The following is a 24,955-nucleotide window of genomic DNA, read 5'->3' as shown; positions in this document are numbered from 1 at the left end:
ACCTAGTGGTTGTGATTAAAGTTCAACGACAACACTCATTCCCATACGCAGTTCAGGTTCGGGTTGAGCTGGACGAGCTTCTACTTCAAAGGTACGAAGATCAAAACCTTGAGAAGCATCGGTTGCTCTCCACGTTGCAAAGTTACCCATAACGGCAACATGCGTTACTTTGAACTCAACATTTTTATTTAAGGCAGGCAAATAGGCATCAAAGGTTGCTCCTTTTTTAAAGTGTTGAAGGTAATCTTCACGCACATTAAGTGTCGCCCAGGCATCTTCTGTATCTATCACAGTAACAACCGGGAAGCCCTGAGGTGCTAATTCACCACTTTGAAGTAGAACTTGAGAGACTTCGCCGTCAAACCAGCTGTAGATCTGAGTATCTTTCGCGTACGCTTCTACTTCGGCTACGGCACCTGATGCCATGCGCGCTTTTTCCGCCGCAGCCACTTTGGTTTCACTTCTAGCGCCTTCTTTTGCCATTTCGTACATTTGAAACGCAGCACTTTCTGTGTATTTCGCTGCTTGCCACTGAGTTAAAGCTTCATCGCGTTTTTGTTCTGCAACCACGCCATCGTTATAAAGGTTATTCACACGATTGTAGGTTTTTTCCATTAAATTCGCAGCGGCTTTGGCTTTCATCCACTGATCTTTTGCTGCTTGGATTTGTTGCTCACGTGCGCCTTTCTCAGCTTCTTGAGCTAAGGCGTCCGCCGCTTTTTCACCTGCTTTTGCTTGTTCTAACTTCGCTTCAATTTCAGGACTATGAAGGGTAAAAATAAGCTGACCTTTCTCTACATCGTCGCCTTTACGTACCATGACCTCATCAATACGCCCTGGGACTTTTGAGGAAATGCTGTATTGCTGGGCTTCAATTAATCCCTGTAAGCGGATCGGTTCTGGTTGATAGGCTTGGTAAAATTGATACCCAACCCAAGAGGCAACACCCAAAGCACAAAGTGAGAGTAAAACGGGTTTTAGTGATTTAGCTGCCATGATTTATTTCACCTCTTTGGATGTTGAAGCAGGGATATAAGCGGTATTTTGATATTGTTCGAAGCTGTTCATTTCACTGCTCAATGCGAGTAGCTTGGTTAAAGATATTAAATAGCGGAAACGCGCCGCTGAACGTTGTGTTTCTATACTCGCGACATAAAGTTGTGCATCCACAACATCCAGAGAAGACGACAGACCCTGAGTAAATGCTTTTTCACGCAAGCGCAGATTTTCGTTAGCGAGTTCAATGCTAGATGCGAGCCCTTGTACTTCATCAATGGCTTGCTGAGCCTCCAAGTATGTCTTTTGGACTAACAGCGATAAGTCTTGTTTGGCTTGGGACTTTAATGAGTCGACCTGCGAGACGACGCTTTGAGCGGCTTTGACTTTTTCGCTTCGCCCTGATGATTCAATCAGTGGAATGCTGACACCAACACCAACTAACCAGTCAGGCTTCATTTGGCTTGCGAGAGAATCGTCTTCATACAAGCTGTAGTCGCCGTAAAGATAAACTTCAGGGTAGTATTTCCCTTTTTCTGCTTTGATTAAGCTAGAGGCTTGTTTGTGTTTAGCGCTCAGAAGTTCTAACCCCGGATAGGTAAGCAACGTTTGATCGACAAAAGCAGTAAGAGGGGGAAGACTGTCGTTGATAAACAAAGATTCAGCGGGCTCTACGGCATCATCTTGTGCGAGTAATTTACCTAATGCAGCCTGAGCGATACTCAAATCGCTGGCTGCTTTACGTGTTTCTACAGATGCTTTATCTAAAGAAGCCTCGGCTTGCAGGCGCTCAACGTGCGCGATTTGTCCTTGCTCTTCAAGCTTAATGGCAAAATCTCGATGCTTTTTTAGCCCTGCTTCAACCGCTTGCCGCGTTGCGAGTACTTCCTTTGCCAGTACGACAGAAAAGTAGTACTTCGATAAATCTTCAAAACGCGCTTGTTGTTCCATTAGAAGCTGACTTTTCGCCTCATCCGTTTTGCCTTCTGCTGCTGATTGAGCCGCAGAAATTCGACCACCAGTAAAAATTGGCCAAATCGCACGAATAGACGAAGAGAAAATATCGCGCTCGGTTATGGTCGAAGTGGTATTAGCTAAGGCACCAAAAATAGGCTGAAAAGCAGGAGGTACGTTAATGTGTGCTCCTGTGCTGTCTAGGATCTGTTTTCCCGAAAGCGTGATATCGGTATCTAAACGCGTGTAATTCGCGCCAATAGTAACCTGAGGTAAGTTGAGATTGCTGGTGGCACTCTCTTGGTATTGGTAGTTCTCGACGTTTGAGCGTTGAGCTTTGAGAGAATAGTTGTTTTCTAGCAATAGCTGCCATGCGGTATCAAAAGTGATCGGTGCCGCATGACAGGCAAGGGAAATCGAGCTGCTAAGTAAGCCCAGTATCCAAACCTTTCCTGTTTTTTTCATAATGGCTGCTTTGTCGTAGAGTATTAGCTCTAATATAAAGGATTCGTAACTGCGTGTTAAGTAGGAGGGAAAATTGGGCAGTAGTATGCGCCCAGTTATATTTGTGCTGGGCGCGGGAGATGTTACAAATTTATTTCGTATATGGACAGTGAAACTCCGCTCTCCACTCTAGCTGACGAGAACCTCGCATCGTATTCAATAGATCTTTTCCACTCATTTGAGGGAACGATAACAGGACTTTGAGATCAGAAGTACCGCCTCCGTTTTTTTCATAAGCCCTGACGTGTGTAAATGTTGAATACATATTCTCTGACAGCATCGCCTTATTCAGGCATATTCCAAAGGTATCGCGTTCCATGTTTGGTGTTCCTTCTAACTATAAATGCACCTCTGTTTATAGTTTTCCAGTTTTCAGATGGTGTCTAAGTGTTTGTCATATAGTCAGTATTTGTATTTTGTTTTATTTGTGTCCAAACCACTGACGTCAATGTTGAGCTTTTAATAGACTTCCAGCTTCACTGCTTTCAAACCGAAACTCTCATTGGTTTCGTTGATTAAAAATTATACGTTGTAAAGTCTAAAAACGCCTCAAAAACCGCTAAAATCGATGTGATCGCGATCATGATTTTAAGGGCAATTTATGTATGGAATTGAGTATCAGAGAGGAATGCTAAATTTGGTGAATGGTTGTAATTTTATGTTTCAGCTCGTCGATTAATTAACCGTAAACTCTGCGGTTTGTTTGCCTTCCTCACAGATTTATCACCGCGACAACGTCATGCTGTTAACTGAGTGTTAACGTTACGCTCAAGAGTGAATCACAAGGATGTATCAATGAGTTGGAAAACCATCAGCTTTCGTAAGCGGATGCTCATTATTATGACGCTATCGGGGTTGATAGAGCTGTTATTGCTTGTCGCCGCGGGGTTCACTTATCTCAAAATCAATCAAGAGCAAGAAATGGGAGAAAAAGCACTGGGTGTTGCCCGTTTTTTAGCGGACTCAGCGGTTGTTCGTGAAATGATCGAAACCCAAAACCCCCAGCCATACCAACTTCGCTTTCGAGAATTAACCGAAGCCATAGGTGCTGCATTCATCGTTATTGGCGACCATAAGGGAGTACGCTTAATCCACCCTGTTGATGAGCGGTTGGGCAAGCCAATGAGAGGTGGCGACAATCGTCGAGCGCTAGAACGGGGATTGTCTTATGTTTCGACGGCACAGGGCTCGTTAGGTTATTCAGTTCGTGGTAAAGCTGCGATTTTTGACGAGCAAGGGAACATCATTGGTGTGGTTTCGGTTGGCTATTTGCTCGACCGACTGCAAGACCGCATCGAACCATTTTTGGCCTTTTTGATTTTAATGGTCATCGTAGTTGTCGTCGCTAATGCCATTGTATCCAATTATGCGTCGAGAAAGTTTCAGCGCGCCATTTTAGGCTTTGAGCCTGAAGAGATAGGGCGGTTGTACGGCGAATTAGAAGTGACGATGAGCACCATCAAAGAGGGCGTGTTAAGCATTGATGCCCAAGGGATACTTCGCTCGATAAATCGTAGTGCCTGCCAGATTCTCGGTATTGATAGAGAATCAGCGCTCAATAAACCTTTGACTGACACGCTGCGTGATAGCGATCTATATACAGTATTAGAAAGCGGGCAGGAAGATCATGATATTGAAATATTCCTTAATCATAAGCGCCTGATTGCAAATCGCTCTCCAATTTATGTTGATGGAAAAATCGTGGGGGCGGTATCGAGTTTCCGTTTAAGGGATGAAATTAATGATCTAACCGAGCAGCTATCACAAACCAAGGAATATGCAGATTTGTTACGTTCGCAAACCCATGAGCATCGAAATAAGCTCAACACCATTAGTGGGCTAGTACAAATGGGTGAGCTTGATGCGGTGCAAAAGTTAATTGGACAAGAAACCGCACACTATCAAGCAATGATTGAGTTTTTAAGAGATACCGTTAAGGACCCGCTAATTGCAGGTATGTTGCTTGGAAAAACTGAACGTGCTCGCGAGTTAGGCTTACAACTGGTGGTTGAGGAAGGCAGTCGTCTGGAGCCCCTACCTGAGTGGCTAAATTCGGAAGACCTTGTCACAATTTTGGGTAATTTGATTGATAACGCTTTCGATGCCACGTTAACTTCAATTCGCGATGAATCAAATGTTGCGTCAGAACGCAGAAACATTGATGTGTCCGTTAGCGATTACGGAAATGAAGTGATACTTGAGGTGATAGATCATGGCTGTGGCCTCCCAAAAACAGTGGATCCACAAACATTATTTACAAAAGGCGTTTCGACGAAATCTCGTCAAAATCGAGGTGTTGGGTTACACCTTGTCAATCAGCTTGCTACTCGATATCACGGCCATGTTGAGATGATACCCAATACAAATTATGGGACAAGAATAACGGTGTACTTACCCAAGGAAGAACAAATATGAGTATGGCGACTCGCGTAATGATCATTGAAGATGATCTGGCTATTGCTGAGCTGCACCACAAATACTTAAGCCAACTGACAGGTTTGGAAGTGGTTGGAATTGCGACCACGAGAATGGAAGCAGAAATGCAACTCGACATTCTTAAGCCAGATTTACTATTGATGGATGTCTATCTTCCCGATGGCACAGGGCTTGAGATACTAAATACACTGCGTGCAAGTAACCAAACGTGTGATGTCATTTTGATTACAGCCGCAAGGGATGTCGATACGTTACAACAGGCGATGAGGGGTGGCGTTGTCGATTACCTGTTAAAACCAGTGATGTTTCCACGTTTAGATGCCGCACTGAAAAAGTATGTGTCCCAACGCCAACAACTAGACATCGTAGAGAGTTTGGATCAGAACCTCGTTGATAAAATGCTGCAGTCTCACGCCAATCAAGACAACTTGCCGAACCGATTACCAAAAGGGATTGATGGTGTAACCCTAGACAAGATCAGAGAGTTGTTCCCAAATGGCAGTGTGCTGACCGCTGATGAGGCAGGTGAAAAAATCGGAGTGAGCCGAACAACCGCTAGACGTTATCTTGAGTTTCTTATCAGTACTGGTGAACTAGAGGCTGATTTAAACTATGGGTCGGTAGGTAGGCCAGAAAGGTGCTATAAAAAAGTGACACGGTAGCGTTTATATTGATGCTCTATGCAAAATAAAAAGCGATGGCTTGTTTTAGAAACCATCGCTTTACAAATTACTGCTGTTCCGTTCTAAGAGGCTAGAAGTTGTATTCTAACATCGCTTCGATAGAGCGCTCAGCGCCAAACCAACAGTTATTTTTGTCGTAACAAGAATAGTATTCTTTATCGAATAGATTGCTTGCAGAAAGCGTGACGCTAGCCCCTTTCATTGATTCAGATACCGTTGAGAAATCGTAACTTGCTGCCAAATCAAACAAGGTGTAGTCCGGTACTTTTTGACTATTCTGTGCATCAATTTGTGCTTCCCCGACATAGCGAACGCCAGCACTGGTACGAAGGCCTGAAAGATTTCCTTCAAAGAAGTAATTGGCCCATAGAGAGGCCGTTTGCTCAGGTACCCAAACCGGCGTTTTACCTTCTTGGTTGTAATAACTGTCCTCGGTAATCTCCATATCGGTATATGTATAGCCTAGAGTGAAATCAGCTTGTGCTGTGGCTTGCCATTTTGCCTCAAGTTCAATACCTTGTGATACCACTTCGCCCGCTTGATAGTTCGGTGCATAAGGATTATTCGGATCGGTCAAGATCGCGTTTTTCTTCGTAATATGGAAGAGTGCTAAGTTACCTGAGATATCACCAGATAATGGGGCGTATTTAAAGCCTAACTCCCATTGATGACCGGTTGATGGCTCAAATGCTTTACCAGAAGAGTCGGCACCCGCAATTGGCTCGAAACTTTCCGAGTAAGTAAGGTATGGCGAGAGACCAAAGTCTAGCTCATACAAACCACCGACTCGGAAAGATACGTTGGTATCGTCTAACTCTTCCTTGCTGTTGGATACTGTTCCTAGATAATCGCTAACGGCGTCTGTATTTGAATCGTATTTATCCCAACGAAGACCTGCAATCATTACAAGTTGGTCGTAACGAACTTGATCTTGGAAATAAACGCCAATCTGCTTCGTTTTGATATCTAAGTTTTGTTTGTATTGGAAATTCAGTGCATTACGATCAATGCTGTTGTGGTCAGGATTAAAAATGTCCTGAGTTAGCGAATACCCAAGCGTGTCTTTGTATTTTACATCTGAATCTAGATACTGATAATCAAGCCCGAACAATAAGTTATGTTCAAAATTTCCTGTTTTAACGTAGCCAGATAGTTGGTTGTCAATCACAAAGGATTTGGACTTTTCATCGGTTAAATAGGCATTTCGACCAACGGTACGGTTATCCGCTTCAAGTGCACCGTTATATGTGTTTTCCTGATAGGCATCGGCGGTCATGTAGCGGGCATTCTGTAGAAATTGCCAATTGTTGTTAAAGTCGTGTTGGACTTTGTAACCCATCATCAGAACTTCGCGTTCGTAAGTGTTCCAGTCCTCATCCCCCAAATAAGTGCTTGGTGACATCGAGCCAAGTGGGTTTTTAATCACTGAGCCAGACGCAGGCACAGTCGTGTAGATACCTGCTGATGGATCATTTTGATAGTAAACATTCACGTTCACTAATGTGCTTTCTGTCGCTTGCCAATTGAAAGATGGGGCGAGTACATAACGTTCGTCTTCAGACGTATCGGCTTGACCATCTCGCTGTTTAGCTAGGCCTACAATACGGTAATCCACATTAGAATCACCAATTTGTCCTGTGGTGTCGAACGTCAGTTCTTTTAGGCTGTTAGTCCCAGTACTAATCGAGACAGAGTGCGAGGGTGTTGACTGAGGCGCCTTGGCGATAATGTTGACCATACCTCCTGGTGGAATATTGCCGTAAAGAACAGACGTTGGCCCTTTAAAAACCTCGATTTGCTCAAGAGCAACGGAATCGACCTGAGGTTGAAGGTTCCAACCGTTGTACAGCAAAGGAAGACCATCATAAAAGTTGGTGTAGTTAATAAAACCACGAATATTGAATAGGTCAAGTCGGGAAACGGCACCGCCACGCAATTCTGTATTTACGCCAGGCGCGTAACGCAATGCTTCGCTCACCGAGTTTACGCCGCGCAGGTCCATGTCATCTTTAGTGATTACCGTGATCGCTTGCGGTGTTTCCTCCGGTTCTAAAACGGTTTTAGTTGCGGTGTTTCGGTATGTTTCTCCTAGCACCGTAATCGTTTCGTGTTGGGATACGCTCTCAGTCGCATTGGCGTGGCCAGCGAGCAATGCGGATACGACGATAGCAACCGCTGAACGATGAAATCGAATCGGACTTTCCATATTTATAAATTCCACTACTTTTTCTATTTATTGATAATGATTGTTATTTGTATTCTATATTCAAAGAAATAGGAAAAGTTAACAATTTGGTGCAAAACACTAATCTTTGGAACTTATTCTTCTGTTCTTAGGTTTTAAAGATAGCGAGTCGTTTGGCTCGACAGGAATCCAATACTGCATTTGTGCTTGTTCGCTATCAACATCATAACCTTCTGGATAAAGCTCTAACTCATAACCATCGATAGCATGATAATTAGAGTAGGGTAGCCAATGTAAAATAAACCATTCCAGCGTTGAGGCGAGCTCTGATGCTTTGCCTATGTGTGTAATGACGGCGTAGGTTTGCTCAGGAACAGCCAAGAGGTCTAACCCCGAGTTGGAAGAGTTCGTTGATCTTGGTGCGTTTGCTGTTGGACTGCACTCATAACCTGCCCAATACTCAAGTTGTTGGTTGTTTGAATACGCTTGAGTCACATCAATCACGCCAAAGTAACTACTTTCCGAATTGTTAAGGTTTTCAGATGAATAAAGACGTGACCAAAGCGACGGTACTTTGGATTGGAAATCGGGCGCAGCGGAAAACAATCCGTGAATAGGTTCATGATAACCAGCAAGTTCAAAAGCCGGTTTTGTTTCTATTCGAACTTCAATAAAGCGCTGATGTTTTTTCTCTTCTTTTGGTGTCTTACGCAGCGTCAAAGGTTGTCTCAACCCGGAGAGCTGTTGCGTTTTTCGATATTCACGGGGGCTTTTTGAAAACATATTCCTGAACGCTCGGCTAAATGCGTGTTCAGATGTAAATCCCATTTCTATCGCTATATCTAACGAGCGGTCAGAAGTATGGATTAAGCGCTCAGCCGCAAGGCTAAGTTTAAGCTCTCTGATATAGTGAGCGACGGATACGCCAGTGTGTTGTTGAAATACGCGTTGCAGTTGCCAGCGAGACCAACAACTTGCTTTCGATATTTCATCTACGCTCAGAGTGCTGTCTAAGTTGGTGTGAATGTAGTCAAGCACCGATTGTATTCGGTTTATGGGATGTGGGTTAATGGCGCTTGATTTCATGGCGTTCTACTTTCACATTAATAGTGATTTCATTATCTTTAATTGAGTATCATTATCAATAGCATGATGAAATAAAAAGTAAGTAACACAGATCACGATAAAACTGTAATGGATTGCAAGTATGAGTAATTATTGCCCATATTAGAGTTTTTGCTTAAATTTTGGAGTGTTCAGATGAAACTTTTTTTATCAATAAAATACAATCGCTTATGACGTTTTGTGCAACTTATTTAAACGTTTGCACTGGCAAGTGTTGATGTAAATCAAATAGTCGTAGACAATATTGCCCCGTGTCGGACTCTCCTCCAGCGAGTACAGTGTGTACTTTTGAGACATAAGTGACTTAAATGACCTCAATACGTCGTGTTTCCAAGAATCGGAAATGCAACTTCTTGAGGTTCTTTGGGCCCATAGACTTTACCTATCAACGTAATAGGTAAGACCAATTTTCTATTTTGAGGTGCCATTGATAGGGTTGGCTCATTCTCTAGCCGTATCCGGGCACACAATAAGTACCTCGTTTTTAAGGGAAAGATGATGGTAATACCAGAAAACAGCAGCATCGTTATTTTTGGTGCTTCAGGTGACCTTACGTACCGTAAGCTCATTCCTGCTTTATACCACCTCTACGCGAACAAGCAGCTTCCAGAGAATTTTGCCATTCTGGGTGTAAGTCGCACTGAATACAGTGATGAGTCTTACCGCGCGAAGCTGAAAAAATCGCTTCAGGAAATGGAAAAGACTGAGCCAGAAACGCTTGATGCATTTATTAACCATCTGCACTACCAAGCAATTAATACTTCTGACACACAAGATTACGGTAAGCTATCTTCTCGCTTAGACCAACTTGCGGACGAATATCAATTCGAGCAACGCAATACGCTTTTTTACTTAGCAACCCCACCAAGTTTATACAGTGTGATCCCTGCAAGTCTTGCAGCACATGGTCTTAACAGTGAAGAAGATGGCTGGAAACGCCTGATCATTGAGAAACCATTCGGTTATGACCTTGAATCGGCGCGTATTCTGGACAAAGAAATTCACGAGCACTTCCAAGAGCATCAAATCTACCGAATTGACCATTACTTAGGTAAAGAAACGGTACAAAACCTACTTGTGCTTCGTTTCTCTAATGCGATGTTTGAGCCGCTTTGGAACCGTAACTTCATTGATTACGTTGAAATCACAGGCGCAGAATTCCTTGGCGTAGAGGAGCGTGGTGGTTACTACGACAACTCTGGCGCTGTGCGCGACATGTTCCAAAACCACTTGCTACAAGTATTAGCAATGGTAGGTATGGAACCACCAGCGCAAATCAATGCAGACTCGATGCGTGATGAAGTGGTAAAAGTGCTTCAATGCCTAAAGCCATTAGACGAAAACGCTCTGCGCAATGACCTAGTATTAGGCCAATACACGGCGTCTGAAGTCCGTGGGCAAAGCCTACGCGGCTACCGTGAAGAGCCGGGAGTTGCAGACGATTCTCGTACAGAGACTTACATCGGTTTGAAAGCGTACATCAACAACTGGCGTTGGAATGGCGTGCCATTTTACGTGCGTACTGGTAAGCGTCTTCCAACACGCGTTACTGAGGTGGTTATCCACTTTAAACAAACACCGCATCCTGTGTTTGGTCAAAACGCACCAGAAAACAAGCTGATCATTCGTATTCAACCAGACGAAGGCATTCAAATGAGCTTTGGCTTGAAAGAGCCAGGCGCAGGCTTTGAAGCGAAGGAAGTGAAAATGAACTTCCATTACGCTGACCTGCAAGAAACGCAAATGCTAACGGCATACGAGCGTCTTCTACTTGATGCTTTGAATGGTGATGCTACGCTATTTGCACGTAGTGATGCGGTGGAAGCGTGCTGGCAATACGTACAGCCAATCTTAGATTTTAAGCAAGATCCACAATCCCTCTTCGGGTACGCATGCGGCACTTGGGGACCTAAAGAGTCAGATGACTTGTTACAGCGTGATGGCCGCGCTTGGCGTTTCCCATGTAAAAACTTAACAGATACGGATTACTGTGAACTATGATCAACCATAAGATCTACCAAACAGCAGAACAGGTAGTTGAAAGCCTAGCTAACGATATGAAAGCGTTTAGCGAAATGGGCAGACCTGTTCACATCTCTCTTTCTGGCGGCAGCACTCCTAAAATGCTGTTTAAACTACTGGCTTCAGAGGCTTACGCAACCTCCATTCAATGGGAAAACCTCCACTTTTGGTGGGGTGACGAACGTTGTGTTGCCCCTGACGATGCAGAAAGCAACTACGGTGAAGCGAACACGTTGTTGTTTAGCCAAGTAAATATTCCTGCGGAAAACATTCACCGCATCCGTGGCGAAGATGAGCCTAAAGCAGAAGCCGAGCGCTTTGCAAAAGAGATGGCAGAGGTGATCCCGAGTGAAAACGGCACACCTGTGTTTGACTGGATCTTATTAGGCGTTGGTGCAGATGGTCATACAGCTTCTCTGTTCCCTGGCCAAACGAATTATGATGATGCGAACCTATCTCTTGTGGCGTCGCATCCTGAATCGGGCCAACTTCGTGTGTCGAAAACCGCACGCGTATTAGAAGCAGCGAAACGCATTAGTTACTTAGTGCTTGGTGCAGGAAAAGCGGACATTGTTGAAGAAATTAACAGTTCACCAGCACACGCACTGCCATACCCAGCGGCTAAGATTCAAGCGAAATCGGGCCTAACGGAATGGTATTTAGATTTAGACGCGGCAGCAAAAATTGCTTAAGACGCTGCTCGTCGATGAAATAAAATTGGAGAGAAACAATGAAAGGTGATATCGGTGTAATTGGCCTAGCAGTAATGGGTCAAAACCTTATCCTAAACATGAACGATAACGGCTTTAAAGTGGTTGCTCACAACCGTACTGCTGCTAAAGTAGACGAGTTCCTGGAGGGTCCAGCAAAAGGCACGAACATCATCGGTGCATACTCTCTAGAAGAACTAGTAGAGAAGCTAGAAACGCCGCGTAAAGTAATGTTGATGGTTCGCGCTGGTGACGTTGTAGACAAGTTCATCGAAGCGCTAGTACCTCTGCTAGACAAAGGCGACATCATTATTGACGGTGGTAACACTAACTACCCAGATACAAACCGTCGTGTTGCTGCACTACGTGAAAAAGGTATCCACTTCATCGGTACTGGTGTATCTGGTGGTGAAGAAGGTGCGCGCTTCGGTCCATCTATCATGCCTGGCGGTGCTGCTGAAGCATGGGAAGCGGTTAAGCCTATCTTCCAAGGTATCGCTGCGAAAACTGACGCTGGTGAGCCATGTTGTGACTGGGTTGGTAACGACGGTGCAGGTCACTTCGTTAAGATGGTACACAACGGCATCGAATACGGTGACATGCAGCTTATCACAGAAGCTTACCAGTTCATGAAAGACGGTCTTGGTATGTCTGCTGACGAGATGCAAGCAGTATTCGCTGATTGGAACAAGACTGAGCTAGACAGCTACCTTGTTGAAATCACTGCTGACATCCTTGGCTACAAAGATGAAGACGGTGAGCCTCTAGTTGAGAAGATCCTAGACACAGCAGGCCAAAAAGGTACTGGTAAATGGACTGGTATTAACGCACTAGACCTAGGTATTCCACTAACACTTATCTCTGAGTCTGTATTCTCTCGTTGTCTATCTGCACTGAAAGACCAACGTGTTGAAGCTGAATCTCTATTCGGTAAGACAATCACTCCAGTTGAAGGCGACAAGCAAGAGTGGGTTGATGCACTACGTCAAGCGCTACTAGCTTCTAAGATCATCTCTTACGCTCAAGGCTTCATGCTAATGCGCGAAGCATCGAACGAAAACGGTTGGGACCTAAACTACGGTAACGTAGCACTAATGTGGCGTGGTGGTTGTATCATCCGCTCTGCGTTCCTAGGCAACATCCGTGATGCGTACGAAGCGAATCCAGACATCGCATTCCTAGGTTCTGATGAGTACTTCAAAAACATCCTACAAGGCAGCCTAGCAGCATGGCGTAAAGTAGCAGCGAAGTCTCTAGAGTCTGGTATCCCAATGCCATGTACGATTTCTGCGCTATCTTTCCTAGACGGTTACACAACAGCTCGTCTACCAGCGAACCTGCTTCAAGCTCAACGTGACTACTTCGGTGCTCACACTTATGAGCGTATTGACCGTCCACGTGGTGAATTCTTCCACACTAACTGGACTGGTACAGGCGGCGACACAGCGTCTACAACTTACGACGTGTAATCGTTTTAAGTAAACCGACTAAATATAAAGATATAAAAGGATGCCCAAGTGGCATCCTTTTTTGTGTCTGTAAGATATTGGTAGATTTAAAAGTTACATTAAACGTTGATTCGTCACGCACTTCTCAGAAATGGGAGAGCATGCATTTGCTAGCAGTTTAATATTTCTCTTCGAAGAGTGAAGCTAAGCCGCTCTCTGCCGTCTCCTCAACTATAAGGTAATAGAAATGACACAACAGAAGCATCCATTTCACACAGCTTTCGTGTTGCTTATGTTCATATTACTGATTACTTACTCCATCTATCGCCTTTATCATCATTTCGTTTTCGAATCTCTACCGCTTCAGCTCAGTAGTGGTTTTCAAGTGGTCTACATTGATGCGTCATATGTTTTAAGTATCGCAAGCTTACTCTTGTGCCCTACATTATTGGTCTATATTTTATTTGATCGAATGACTCAGTTAGTCAAAGTGCCGATTAAAGTGATAACTATAACAATTGTCTTGTCCCTTATCGTTGCTATTCCAGGTCAAATTTTTGAATTTGGGCGATTGAAGTATATTGCAGAAAATAATGGTTACTCAGCGTGTCCACCTTTCACAATTGCATCAAGCGGAATGTTTGTAGAAGCTATGGTAAAAGAAGAAAAATACTGTATAGAACCAGAAATTAATCGTATTGGTATGTATGGTTATTTTCACGAACTCGAACGGATTGATAACTATATCAAGTCACACAGAAATGACATTCAATAGAAAAGAGCGCCTAGGCGCTCTTTTCAGTGGTCGTTTTCTTGTTTTGATAAAACCTGTCTTTTAGGTAGAGAATTGCACTGACCACAAGAGCCACTAAAGAAACAGTAAATAGGGCGTACATGCTGAGAATCCATGCGAATGTGGCCGTCAAGAATGCGATGAAGGAAAACATCCTGCTGAAAGACATCACATGGCCAAGTTTGTTACTTTTCATAAACGCCTCCCGAAGCTAAGTGGGGATAGACAATTGTGGTCATATGCCACACTTTTAATTGTCTGCTCTTTTGGGGCGTTTCACACAAAAAAGTGGCTAAAGATTTCTCAAAAAAGGTGAAATATTGAACTGGTAGACAAATCGTTAAACTGAGTTGCACAGATATGACTTCGGTTGTCTATCACTTCAAAGTTTTTAACTACACAGATTAAGGGCATGTAGCGTTATTATTATCGTATTCGAACTCTACGATACACAATTGCAAGTGAACCTACACTCGTAAGCTCATCCCTGTCGTCAGTTACAGTAAAAGCTTTTTTCTCTTTTTAACAATACCTTAGTAATTACGGGCAACTAAATCCGTTTTTCGATCGAAACTCAGATTGCACAAAAGGTGAAAAAGAGTGCTAGGTAAGCCTTTAAACTACGCCTATAATTATCGCCCACATGGAGGATGTTTATTATATGAACATCCTTTATTTTTTGAAACTAGCAACAAGGATCCAGTAAAACATGTTTTTCTGGTTTTGTTTACGTCGACCAAGAAGGTAATTAACACAGCAAATTGAGGTTCTAAGATGACTCTTAACAAGTACTTTGTTTTCATTCCAGCAGAATTGGAACAGGAAATGCACAAGGACAATCAAGTGATCTCTGAGAAGGAAACTCAACGTCAGGCATTAGTAAAACAGGCGCAACAACAAGGCGGCCTGTAAGCTAGGTTTCAAAGAGAAAGAGCACCGCAACGGTGCTCTTTTTGTATCTGAGGTCGTAGAATTAACTTAATATGCCAAGGCTTTTCAACTTTCTGTAAATGGTATTTCGGCTCACACCAAGCATACGAGACGTTTTGCTAATGTTCCCCTGATTGGCTTGATATGTTTTGAGCAACTTATCTTCGACGGTTGCACGCAGTTCTGAAGTTGGTTCAGCGGATGCTGCCCCTTCTTGAGCTTGGCTGAGTTTCTTACTTAGGTGGGCTGGGACGTGTGTGAGTTCCAATATTTCTTCACCTTGCGCCATTAAGGCGGATACTTTGATTAAACTATCGAGTTCACGCAAATTTCCTGGCCATGAGTAAGACAGCATCAGAGAAAGTAGGTGAGGGCAAAGCTGTTGTTCAGATTCGGCGTGACGCCGATGAATGTTCTCTATCAGTTGTCGTTTGTCATCACGTTCCTCAAAGCGAGGTAGCTCAATGATCAAGCCATTAAGGCGATAATACAAATCTTGGCGGAACAATCCTTCGCTGACCAAATGTTCCAGATCTTTATGCGTGGCTGCAATGATTTGCGTATCGACTTGAATACTTTGGTTTGAACCCACGGGAAGCACGGTTTTATCTTGCAATACATGGAGCAAGCGGCTTTGAGCTTCCAAGGGTAAATCCGCGATTTCATCCAGAAACAAAATCCCTTTGTGCGCTTGGCGAATTTTTCCCTGATAGCCTTTGCTGTTTGCGCCAGTAAAGGCACCGGCTACGTAGCCAAACAATTCAGATTCAACCAGATCTTTTGGTAGCGCTCCGCAGTTGACGGAAACCAACGGTCCCGTTTTTCTCTGGCTGTTTTTATGGAGCGCTTTCACAAACTCGTTTTTGCCAACACCAGTCTCTCCGAGAATCAACAAACTGATGTCTTTATCGATGACGCGATTGGCTTGCTGCCAACAGTGCTCAACAGCGGAGTCGCCATAATGAAGATCATTGGACGCCGCTACAGCACGAGACTTGACCTTGCTATCTTTATCGGTAAGCGGTTTTGTTTTGAAAACGAAAGGGTGCTCATTTCCCCGAGTGGATAGAATGTCGTCTAAGGATTGCCCAATGATACTTTTTTGCGCAAAAAGTTGAGAGGCTACTTGATTGTGAGCCAAAACTTGTCCGTCTTCATTTGCAATGATAATTCCTTGCCAACCACTATTCAGTAAACCTTTTTCGCACGCTAAATCCACACGAATATGCCCTTGTGGAATCAAGTTAAGTAGTTGATTCTCCACTTGCTGGACCATGTTTTGTACTAGTACTTGCGTTGAGAAGTCATGTCTCTTTTGCTCGCTCGTAATATCTAATACGCCAATGAGGTTACCAAGATGATCGAAAATAGGATTAGCCGAACAGCTAATAAAACGATGGTGTTGGATAAAGTGCTGATCACCAATAACAGAAACGGGCTTTGCTTCAACCAAGGCTGTACCAATCGCGTTGGTGCCTTTGACCTTTTCTTGCCAGCATGCACCAGAGCTTAGCGAGATTTCCGTTAACTTTTCACGAAATCTAGGCTGTCCCCAACTGCCGATGATGACACCATCTGAATCCGTCAAAATTAAGCGACTGTCGCTATGAGCAAATAGCTGATTAAACAAAGGGAGCGCAAATTGAGTGACTGTCTCTAGCAAAAAATTGAGTTGGTGACGCCTATCTTGGAGCGTCGCTGGCGTTACTCGAATATCTTCAGGGCGTCGACGCTGTTTTAAACCCGCTTGTTCACTTCTGACCCATGAAGTTGAAAGCCAATTGTTATCGCTAATATGTTGAAGTTCCATGACTGTACCATTTTGTCACAGTGAGGGTGTGCCATTTTGGAACACTTGAACATTGGTGTTCACACCATACATCCGCTCAAACATCGCTCACTTGGTTTGTTATCGCTTGGTAATCATAGTTTTACATTTAGTTAACAACAAGTGTGGCGTAGTTGGCGTGTGACTTGCGTAATGCTCTTTGTGAACAGTGCGATACGACACTGCAATAACACATTGAACGAGAAACAAAAGGAAGAGTTATGATCTATGCACAGCCAGGTAGTGAAAATGCCATTGTTAACTTTAAATCGCATTACGATAACTTTATCGGTGGGGAATGGGTAAAACCAACGGGTGGTGAGTACTTTGACAATATCTCACCAATCAACGGACAAGCGTATTGTAAAGTTGCTCGCTCTGGCGAGGAAGATATTAATTTAGCACTGGATGCCGCGCATAACATCAGAGCAAAATGGGCCAAAACCAGCGTGACAGAACGTTCGAACATCTTGCTGAAAATTGCTGACCGTATTGAGCAGCATCTAGAAGAGCTTGCAGTTGCAGAAACTTGGGAAAACGGCAAACCAGTTCGCGAAACCTTGGCGGCAGATTTACCTTTAGTAGTGGATCACTTCCGTTACTTCGCTGGCTGTATTCGCGCACAAGAAGGCAGTGCGGCAGAACTGGATGAGCACACCGCAAGCTACCACTTCCCAGAACCGATTGGTGTGGTTGGTCAAATTATTCCGTGGAACTTCCCAATGTTGATGGCGGCTTGGAAACTAGCACCGGCACTAGCGGCGGGTTGCTGTGTGGTATTGAAGCCAGCAGAGCAAACCCCAACATCCATTCTGGTTCTGATGGAAAAAATCGGTGACCTTCTTCCTCCTGGTGTCATCAACGTTGTAAACGGATATGGTTCTGAAGCGGGTCAAGCATTAGCAACCAGCAACCGCATTGCGAAACTCGCGTTTACCGGGTCTACGCAAGTTGGCAACCACATTCTGAAATGTGCAGCAGACAACCTGATCCCATCGACAGTTGAGTTAGGTGGTAAATCTCCAAACATCTACTTCTCAGATATCTTCGATTACGAAGATGAGTATCTTGATAAGTGTATCGAAGGTACGTTACTTGGTTTCTTCAACCAAGGTGAAGTTTGTACTTGTCCATCTCGCGTACTGGTTCATGAAGCGATTTATGACAAGTTTGTAGAGAAACTGACGGAACGTGCACAGCTGATTAAACAAGGTAATCCGCTCGATACCGATACTCAAGTTGGTGCTCAGGCTTCTCAAGAACAGTTTGATAAGATTTTAAGTTACCTGGAAGTCGGCCGTGAAGAAGGCGCAAAAGTGGTCTTTGGTGGTGGAGTGTCAGAACAGCCAGAGTCTATCAACCAGGGGTACTACATTCAGCCAACCATGTTGGAAGGCCACAACAAGATGCGAATCTTCCAAGAAGAAATCTTTGGCCCAGTGATTGCTATCACCAAATTCAAAGATGAGGCTGAAGCGTTGGAAATCGCAAACGACACTGAATATGGCTTAGGCGCAGGTGTTTGGACACGTGATGCGAACGTCGCATATCGTATGGGCCGTAATATTGAAGCTGGTCGAATCTGGATTAACTGTTACCACGCTTACCCTGCACACGCAGCGTTCGGTGGTTACAAAAAATCGGGTATCGGGCGCGAAACGCACAAGATGATGCTGGATCACTACCAGAACACGAAGAACTTGCTGATTAGCTACAGCATCGACCCGTTAGGCTTCTTCTAGTGAAACTAAGTAATTAATAAAGAAAAAGCAGTATGAATCAAAACCCCGAATCTTCGGGGTTTTTTATTAGCGTGAGCTTGTCGGCTGAAGGTTAACTTAGATGTTTAACCTGCCTATATTGTGATATCAGGAACGTTGAATTATCGCCACTTTTCGTTCCATAAGCTTTTCTACGGCGGCGTTTTGCTTGTCAATGTTGAGTTGCGGATCAAAGTCCAAAACGCGATTGCAAGATTCGAGACTGGCAAATTGATTTAAACATTCACCAAGCTCTCTTTTAGAGCTTGTTCGCATCAGACTGCTTTCTGATGAGGAGAGTAGGGTGACTTTACGGCCATGAAACGTTCCTTGCGGCACTGCATCACTTTGCTGCGCTTGTTGAACGTCATGAACCGATGAATTGGTGTATGTGGATTGGATGTCATTGGACATAAAGACACCTAAACTCTCAAGTCTAAAGTTTGTGGCATCGGTGGTGCCTCATCAATAGTTACATGAGAAGACAATAACGCTTCCCACGACTCGCTGTGCGTCAGCAATTCTGCTAAAGCTGTTTCAAAATATTCGTAATCCAGTCGCCTAATGTTAATGAGTCGGTTTAAACATAGGACGTGTCGGTGGTTATCTAAACTAAAAAATAACTGGTGCTCAGGCCAGTGATAATTAAAGGCCAAAAAAGAACGATAAAGATCGGAATTTACAATTTGAAGGCCAACAATCTCAGCTTCGAGCTGCAGAGTTGTCGATTCAGGATGAAAGATGATATGCACCCTTAGATTATCATCAAAGGCTAAGCTTACTTCATTTTCCGTTAGATGCAGTGCAGGCAAGCCTATTTGATGAGCAAACTTTAGCAAAATCTCATCGATAGTTTGGCGTGCTGACATAGGAATAGTCCCTTTTGAAATTTTATCAAGGAAAATATTAGATGTATCTCTTCATGTTTATCAATATTAGTCGGTTGTTATTATATTTTGGCTTTTAAATGTGTTGAGAGAAATAGAAAGGCAAAAGTAAATGTGTTCAGATGCATATCTCAATGGCAATGAGATATATGAATATCATTTTTCTCTAATAAACTTCAATTAAGGAAGGAATGAAAGTGAGCAGAAACTGCTTTTGAAATTACAGTCCATGTTAACTACGTGTTGTTGAAAAATGCGATTTATTGTCCGCTTGTAGTATAAATATAAGTTGATCTTTTATATTTTTACATAAAGAATTGTGTGAATTTCAAATGAGCTAGATTATATAAAATAAGTTTATGGGGTCATAATGAACAATTCTATATGGGCTGGTTTTATTGGGTTATTCATACTGAGTGGGTGCAGTCAGACTGTGTCCGTTAATGGGGTGGATGGCTTTGATACACAGAGTCAGGCATCAGTCTATGGTTGGGTTTCTGTCGACGGCTACTTTCCACCTTCGATTACTTCTCTTGAAGTGGAAATATGTAAAATTATTGATAATCAATGTTTTAAATCGGCATCTCAGAGATACCAAGGCGTTCAGTTGCCTGTGCAGTATTCGTTTTTAATTGCACCAATTCAAGCTGGTGAAGGAAAAATGAAGATTATTGGAAAGCTTTATTCAAACGGTGAGCTCGTTGCGGAAAAAGAAAAGAACTATTTATTTTTAGAGGGAAATAAACAAGAAAACTTGATTCTTGTTCCAAAAATAAACAGATAAAATTTTAAGTACTACATTTTTATTAGAATTTTCTAATTTATAAAAATAAAGACTATATCTTTCCTTTTGTGAAAGATTTGTTGTCTTTTATAAACATTAATTACATGACTTTGAAGTCATCGGGTCAGTTGTTTTTTAGACTCATACTTGTTGCAAAAACAGTATTTTTTATGATTATATCTCGCTCCTTGAACACGTTGGCTTGGCGTTTTAGGCTATAAAACATACATTTTTATGATTTTGGAAATTTAATTTTGTTCTCGAAACGATGCCGAAATCTATTTAATTGTATTCTAATGTATAACAAAACAACCAAACTTAAATAACCAAATGATATTTAAGTTTTGGCTAATGATAAACGCTATCTGATAAAAATAATAAAGACGGACAGCAGAAATTTACTAAGTCAAACTTTTACCTTTAGGTAAAGGTAATGCTTGGGTTATTCGCTAATTATTCGGGGGGTATGGTAAGTGATAGAACTTCTATGCTCTTTTCTTTGCTTCTTTAATTCATACAGCAGTACTTAGAAATAACAACAATCAAAGTAGTGCTTTGAAAGTTTCTCAACATTTGCACTGAGAAACTCAAAATAATGAAGGGTAGAAAATGGATGTGTCAGGCCAACTAAACTCAGAAAGGGTCGACTCGAGTTCACGAAAAATTCGTAGTTTTTCCTGCTATGAAAAATCTGACGAAGTATTTCACTCAGACCAGTCTCACATTGTTGTCGTTCACAATGGTCAGCTTCGAGTTCAAACAGGTGATTGCACAATCGATGTTGCTGCAGAAAATGGGGTATTTCTATCCCAAGGGGATTACTTGTTAGAGTACTCTCCGCTAGATGGGGCATACAAAGCGTCGATCATTGCCTACGACAATGAACTCGTTAGTCAGTTGCTGCAAAAACACAGTGATCTCTTGATGATGCTGCCTAAGGTAGACAAAGTTTGTTCTGGTTTGTTTACTTTTGGTTTGAACATACTCGTTGAACAAGTGCTTTCTAGCATGCAGACGCTTGAGCAACAAGCGTACCCTGATGCCATTATGTGCCTAAAATACGAAGAACTACTCATTCTCTTGCTACACAGCAAAGGAGGAGAATCACTGTATGCGTTGCTGTCACAACAAACAAACCGTACGTCGGAACGGTTACGTCGATTTATGGAACAGCATTACTTAAAAGAATGGAAGTTGACAGACTACGCGCAGGAGTTTGGTGCCAGCTTAACCACTTTTAAAGAGCTTTTTAATGAGCACTATGGCATTTCTCCAAGAGCTTGGATCAGTGAGCGTCGACTACTGCATGCTCATAAACTGCTGTTGACGAGCAAGATGAGCATCGTAGATGTGGCGATGGAGGCAGGGTTTTCCAGTCAGTCTTACTTTACGCAGAGTTACCGTCGTCGTTTTGGAACGACCCCAAGCCGCGTACGTTCGGGAGACGATCAAGTGGCTATCGCGAAATGAAATGACTTGGGACTAAAATTTTCTGACTAATTTTGAAAGTCACTCACCAGTGTAAATTCTATTATGTATCGTGTAACAACGAACGATTAAAATTATTACATCTCTTTCTTTCTGGATTGTTCGAAAGGGGTGCGGAGACGAACATAAATGAAAAAGCAGCATTGGCGACGCCGTTCGCTTTTTCCAGACAGCATAGTGACACAGCGGAAAGTGACTGTTTTACAAAGAGGAGCTCGTTATGAAAGCGCCTCGAAACCTACGCAGGATCTCAATGTTGTGCACGTCAATCACCGACAATTGTTGAGTGAAGGCGTCATAAATTATGAGCAGTTATCTTTACTTCAACGCTTGTTGGATAGAAATGTCGTCGATAGCCTATGCGCTAGCCAGTTAGTTAAAACGTATCAAAAACTTGGTGCTTCGATAGACCGGTTTGCCATGCGTTTATTTTTGGAAATTGGATCGCAGCTCAGTGATAGCAGCACAATCACAACGTTCGAACAAAGGCTGGACTACATCAACTCTCGTCTGGGCTTTCGCTTTAATTTGGCTGTCCCAAAAACGTTGATGCTTTGTTTCCATTTATCACTCAACGAGTGGATTAACCGACAAGTCGATCAAAGTGCTCTTCATGCTTCGATTAAAGTTGAACAACTTATCAATCAACTCGATATTCAGAAGGAATATTGGTCGAAGCTATCAGGGGAAGACACCAGTGCCGTCTTTGTTCAACAGCAACTCGATCTTATTAAGAGCCAGCAGCATCAACTTAAAAAGCAACTTGGGACGTTAAGCGAACAACAGTTGCAAGTGATTGAATGTCATCGTTTGTTAATTGAGAAGTGGCAACCGTCTTTAGACGAGCTGAAAGGGTTCGCGGAGTACACCTCTACAACCGAACAATTTATTTCTGAGTGGAAAAATTGGTGTTCGGAAGTGCGACTTGAAGCCCCTGAGCTGAACGAAGTTTGGGATGCATGCGATGTGGTTTACAACGACCAAAATGCGGTTGCGAAAGTATGGCAATGGTTCAAGAACATGCAAACTGTTGGTGATATCGATCACTACTATTTTGATACTCAAAGTGGTCAGTGCGGCCAGGCTTGCAATCACCTCAGCCAGATCTAAATAGGGCGTTAAATGTTAGATAAGATGATGAAATCTTTAGCGGAAGCGCTAAAGGTAGGGGATTTTATTGCCTCAGAAAATGGTTCTTACAACATCGAGGTTGACCAGTTATCACTGACCATCAAGCAACATGCGTCATGGATTTTATGGGAAGCGACGTTACCCTTCCAGTTTAAAGAGCATCTAGATTATCAACAAGAACAAGCGTTACAACGTTGCATGCAGCTCTCATTAAAAACCATTCGTGAGGATGGCGGCGTACTGACAACCAATGATGATCAGCAATTGATTTTGCAAAGTAAAGTACGGGTTGAGGACTGTTCGGTGGAACGGTTCTCTGCTTTGCTTTCTAAGCACGTCAATCTATGTGAGCGTTACATTGCATTATTGGAACAAGAACGCGTGAACCACACAATCAACCATACAGTGTGGTTACCATGATGCTAAAAATCTTTCCCAACATTAGGCGTGCTGCAACAAAGGCATTGTTATGCGCAGTGAGTGTTGTTCCTTTGGGATACGCGCAAGCAACAGACTTACACTGGCCCGAACAACCGTTCCGCTACTATGCAGATAATGACTCATTAAAAGAGTTGTTGAATAACTTCGGTGCAAATTATCGTGTCTCGGTTTCTGTTAGTGACAAAGTCAACGATCGAGTGAATGGGCGTTTTACCCCTGAAGATCCGGCGGAATTCCTCGATTACTTATCGCAAGTGTACAACTTGATGTGGTATTTCGATGGTGCCGTCTTACATGTCTATAAGGCGACAGAAACTCGCTCACGTTTACTTCAATTGGAATTACTTACGGCTAGAGAGCTACGCAGTACGTTAATTTCCACCGGCGTTTGGGATTCTCGTTATGGTTGGAGAGCTGCTGAGAGCAAAGGGTTAGTCTATCTTGCGGGTCCTCCACGTTATGTCGACTTAGTGGTACAAACGGCGGAGGCATTGGAAACGCGCTTGCTGCAGAAATCGAATTCAACCGACGAATTATTCGTTGAGATAATTCCTTTGAAGTACGCTTCTGCAACGGATAGAGAAATTGCATATCGAGATCAGACAATTACGGTCCCTGGCATCGCATCGGTGTTAAAACGGGTCGTGTCTGGTGTTCAAACTCAAGTGACGAGTGCGTCTAGCAAAGAAGTTACCAGTTCAGATAAGCCTGTAAAAAGTAATAAAACCGCCTCAGTTCATGGTGGCGCAACAGTTGAAGCAGAGCCGGGCCTTAATGCGATTATCGTTCGTGATACTCAAGCACGATTACCGCTCTATCGTAAACTGGTCGCGCAATTAGACCAGCCGCAATCAAGAATTGAAGTCGCGCTATCGATTGTCGATATCAGTGCCAACGATTTAAGTCAGTTAGGCGTGGATTGGCGAGCAGGAGTGTCTGTCGGAAACAACCGCATTGTCGATATCAAAACAACAGGTGATGTGAATTCGGGGGATGTGACGCTCGGCAGTGGACAGAACTTTAAGTCCTTGCTTGATTCAACCAACCTAAATTACTTGCTGGCTCAAATTCGTTTATTGGAATCCAAAGGCAGTGCTCAAGTGGTTTCAAGACCAACATTGTTAACTCAGGAAAATGTCGAAGCGGTACTGAACAACAGCAGCACGTTTTACGTCAAGCTGGTTGGTAAAGAAACCGCAGCGCTGGAAGAGGTCACGTATGGCACGTTACTGAGAATTGTCCCACGTATCGTTGGTGATAGATTTGCTGCACGACCTGAAATTAACCTGAGCCTTCATCTCGAAGACGGTGCAAAGATCGCTGATGGTGGCGTCGATGATCTTCCTTCCGTTCGTAAAACTGAAATCAGCACCTTAGCGACGGTTAAACAAGGGCAAAGCTTACTTATCGGTGGTGTGTACCGAGATGAAGTGAGCCATCAGTTACGTAAAGTGCCATTGCTAGGAGACATCCCATATTTAGGCGCGCTGTTTAGAAGTAATACCAATACTAAGCGCCGCACAGTACGAATGTTTATTTTAGAACCTCGAATTGTTGTGGATGGTATTGGCGATAGTGTGTTGATTGGCAACGAATATGACTTGCGACCAAGTATCGGCAAGCTTAACAACATCTCCAACAATAGCGCTGAATTTAAATCGGTAGTGGAAGTATATAGCTGCACATCGAGGGTTCAAGCCGAGCGCTATCAACAAGACTTATTGTCACAGCAAAAGTCGTCTCAATTAACGCAGTGCCGATTACCAACAGGGCAAAAGGGTTGGCGGGTGAAAGTATTGGAATGTGATGACTCACAAAGTGAGTGTGTGCGCCCTTCAGAGGAGTCTTAA

At 43.3% G+C, this 24,955-nt stretch carries 22 protein-coding genes; 13 read left to right on the top strand and 9 right to left on the bottom strand.

The genetic code is table 11. From position 1 onward, the window contains the following. Nucleotides 1-15 precede the first annotated feature (15 nt). The 3 genes from R7E42_RS06010 to R7E42_RS06000 form a co-directional block, all read right to left on the bottom strand. Nucleotides 16-996, bottom strand: coding sequence for an HlyD family secretion protein (locus tag R7E42_RS06010; protein WP_054575051.1), 981 nt, complete (start codon nucleotides 994-996; stop codon nucleotides 16-18). 3 nt (nucleotides 997-999) lie between these two features. Continuing rightward, complete coding sequence (locus R7E42_RS06005; protein ID WP_104975368.1) at nucleotides 1,000-2,415, bottom strand: TolC family protein; 1,416 nt, start codon at nucleotides 2,413-2,415, stop codon at nucleotides 1,000-1,002. A gap of 130 nt (nucleotides 2,416-2,545) precedes the next feature. Further along, entirely contained in the window at nucleotides 2,546-2,773 is a 228-nt protein-coding gene (locus tag R7E42_RS06000; protein WP_005377125.1) for a hypothetical protein, read from the bottom strand. A gap of 476 nt (nucleotides 2,774-3,249) precedes the next feature. Here R7E42_RS06000 and R7E42_RS05995 point away from each other — a divergent pair, with 476 nt between their 5' ends. Further along, complete coding sequence (locus R7E42_RS05995) at nucleotides 3,250-4,869, top strand: sensor histidine kinase (protein WP_170890282.1); 1,620 nt, start codon at nucleotides 3,250-3,252, stop codon at nucleotides 4,867-4,869. Then, on the top strand, nucleotides 4,866-5,552 hold the full coding sequence (locus R7E42_RS05990) for a response regulator (protein WP_167415241.1): 687 nt from the start codon (nucleotides 4,866-4,868) through the stop codon (nucleotides 5,550-5,552). The genes R7E42_RS05995 and R7E42_RS05990 overlap by 4 nt, the downstream gene beginning before the upstream one ends. A 91-nt stretch (nucleotides 5,553-5,643) precedes the next feature. Here R7E42_RS05990 and R7E42_RS05985 read toward each other — a convergent pair whose 3' ends face one another. Beyond that, nucleotides 5,644-7,779, bottom strand: a complete 2,136-nt coding sequence (locus R7E42_RS05985) for a TonB-dependent siderophore receptor (RefSeq protein ID WP_318072425.1) — start codon at nucleotides 7,777-7,779, stop codon at nucleotides 5,644-5,646. A 99-nt stretch (nucleotides 7,780-7,878) separates the two neighbouring features. Then, nucleotides 7,879-8,844 (bottom strand): helix-turn-helix domain-containing protein, encoded by a 966-nt coding sequence (locus R7E42_RS05980; RefSeq protein ID WP_137282067.1) that lies wholly within the window; start codon nucleotides 8,842-8,844, stop codon nucleotides 7,879-7,881. 537 nt (nucleotides 8,845-9,381) lie between these two features. Between R7E42_RS05980 and zwf the strand changes: the two genes are divergently transcribed. The 4 genes from zwf (at nucleotide 9,382) to R7E42_RS05960 (ending at nucleotide 13,838) form a co-directional block, all read left to right on the top strand. Further along, on the top strand, nucleotides 9,382-10,884 hold the full coding sequence (gene zwf, locus R7E42_RS05975) for a glucose-6-phosphate dehydrogenase (RefSeq protein ID WP_017634563.1): 1,503 nt from the start codon (nucleotides 9,382-9,384) through the stop codon (nucleotides 10,882-10,884). Beyond that, nucleotides 10,881-11,597 (top strand): 6-phosphogluconolactonase, encoded by a 717-nt coding sequence (pgl, locus tag R7E42_RS05970; protein ID WP_017634562.1) that lies wholly within the window; start codon nucleotides 10,881-10,883, stop codon nucleotides 11,595-11,597. Before zwf ends, pgl begins: the two co-directional genes overlap by 4 nt. Nucleotides 11,598-11,635: 38 nt before the next feature. Beyond that, nucleotides 11,636-13,084: a decarboxylating NADP(+)-dependent phosphogluconate dehydrogenase gene (gene gnd, locus R7E42_RS05965; protein ID WP_318070768.1), complete on the top strand. Its 1,449-nt coding sequence runs from the start codon at nucleotides 11,636-11,638 to the stop codon at nucleotides 13,082-13,084. A 226-nt stretch (nucleotides 13,085-13,310) separates the two neighbouring features. Then, the gene (locus tag R7E42_RS05960; protein ID WP_005377161.1) at nucleotides 13,311-13,838 is read left to right on the top strand and encodes a hypothetical protein; all 528 of its coding nucleotides are present in this window, start codon (nucleotides 13,311-13,313) and stop codon (nucleotides 13,836-13,838) included. A 10-nt stretch (nucleotides 13,839-13,848) separates the two neighbouring features. Here the strand turns inward: R7E42_RS05960 and R7E42_RS05955 are convergent, their stop codons facing one another. Beyond that, nucleotides 13,849-14,052 (bottom strand): hypothetical protein, encoded by a 204-nt coding sequence (locus R7E42_RS05955; protein ID WP_005377162.1) that lies wholly within the window; start codon nucleotides 14,050-14,052, stop codon nucleotides 13,849-13,851. Nucleotides 14,053-14,630: 578 nt separating this feature from the next. On the opposite strand from R7E42_RS05955, the gene R7E42_RS05950 reads away from it, so the two are divergent. Beyond that, nucleotides 14,631-14,768: a hypothetical protein gene (locus tag R7E42_RS05950; protein WP_005377165.1), complete on the top strand. Its 138-nt coding sequence runs from the start codon at nucleotides 14,631-14,633 to the stop codon at nucleotides 14,766-14,768. A gap of 61 nt (nucleotides 14,769-14,829) precedes the next feature. Here the strand turns inward: R7E42_RS05950 and R7E42_RS05945 are convergent, their stop codons facing one another. Then, nucleotides 14,830-16,596, bottom strand: coding sequence for a sigma-54-dependent Fis family transcriptional regulator (locus R7E42_RS05945; protein WP_064368463.1), 1,767 nt, complete (start codon nucleotides 16,594-16,596; stop codon nucleotides 14,830-14,832). A gap of 239 nt (nucleotides 16,597-16,835) precedes the next feature. Here R7E42_RS05945 and R7E42_RS05940 point away from each other — a divergent pair, with 239 nt between their 5' ends. After that, entirely contained in the window at nucleotides 16,836-18,356 is a 1,521-nt protein-coding gene (locus tag R7E42_RS05940; RefSeq protein WP_262645272.1) for an aldehyde dehydrogenase family protein, read from the top strand. Between the two features lie 126 nt (nucleotides 18,357-18,482). Here R7E42_RS05940 and exsE2 read toward each other — a convergent pair whose 3' ends face one another. Further along, entirely contained in the window at nucleotides 18,483-18,788 is a 306-nt protein-coding gene (exsE2, locus tag R7E42_RS05935; RefSeq protein WP_017821350.1) for a T3SS regulon translocated regulator ExsE2, read from the bottom strand. 8 nt (nucleotides 18,789-18,796) lie between these two features. Further along, nucleotides 18,797-19,243: a type III secretion system regulatory chaperone ExsC gene (gene exsC / locus R7E42_RS05930; RefSeq protein WP_005377174.1), complete on the bottom strand. Its 447-nt coding sequence runs from the start codon at nucleotides 19,241-19,243 to the stop codon at nucleotides 18,797-18,799. 388 nt (nucleotides 19,244-19,631) lie between these two features. Here exsC and R7E42_RS05925 point away from each other — a divergent pair, with 388 nt between their 5' ends. From R7E42_RS05925 to sctC, 5 genes are all read left to right on the top strand, one after another. After that, nucleotides 19,632-20,045: a YscW family type III secretion system pilotin gene (locus R7E42_RS05925; RefSeq protein WP_258657492.1), complete on the top strand. Its 414-nt coding sequence runs from the start codon at nucleotides 19,632-19,634 to the stop codon at nucleotides 20,043-20,045. Nucleotides 20,046-20,654: 609 nt separating this feature from the next. Next, a complete protein-coding gene (locus R7E42_RS05920) occupies nucleotides 20,655-21,515 on the top strand; it encodes an AraC family transcriptional regulator (protein ID WP_005377191.1) in 861 nt (286 codons plus the stop codon). A 147-nt stretch (nucleotides 21,516-21,662) separates the two neighbouring features. After that, on the top strand, nucleotides 21,663-22,643 hold the full coding sequence (locus R7E42_RS05915; RefSeq protein ID WP_005377193.1) for a T3SS regulon anti-activator ExsD domain-containing protein: 981 nt from the start codon (nucleotides 21,663-21,665) through the stop codon (nucleotides 22,641-22,643). Nucleotides 22,644-22,655: 12 nt separating this feature from the next. After that, on the top strand, nucleotides 22,656-23,084 hold the full coding sequence (locus tag R7E42_RS05910) for a YscB family type III secretion system chaperone (RefSeq protein WP_005377195.1): 429 nt from the start codon (nucleotides 22,656-22,658) through the stop codon (nucleotides 23,082-23,084). Then, nucleotides 23,081-24,955 carry a type III secretion system outer membrane ring subunit SctC gene (sctC, locus tag R7E42_RS05905; protein WP_065274579.1) on the top strand — a complete coding sequence of 625 codons (1,875 nt, stop codon included), beginning with the start codon at nucleotides 23,081-23,083 and terminating at the stop codon, nucleotides 24,953-24,955. The genes R7E42_RS05910 and sctC overlap by 4 nt, the downstream gene beginning before the upstream one ends.

It is taken from the genome of Vibrio sp. Vb1337, assembly GCF_033338715.1.
In the GTDB taxonomy this organism is placed as follows: Bacteria; Pseudomonadota; Gammaproteobacteria; order Enterobacterales; family Vibrionaceae; genus Vibrio; species Vibrio alginolyticus.
The sequence above is the reverse complement of the archived record's forward strand: the minus strand, read 5'-3'. Positions and strand labels throughout refer to the sequence as shown.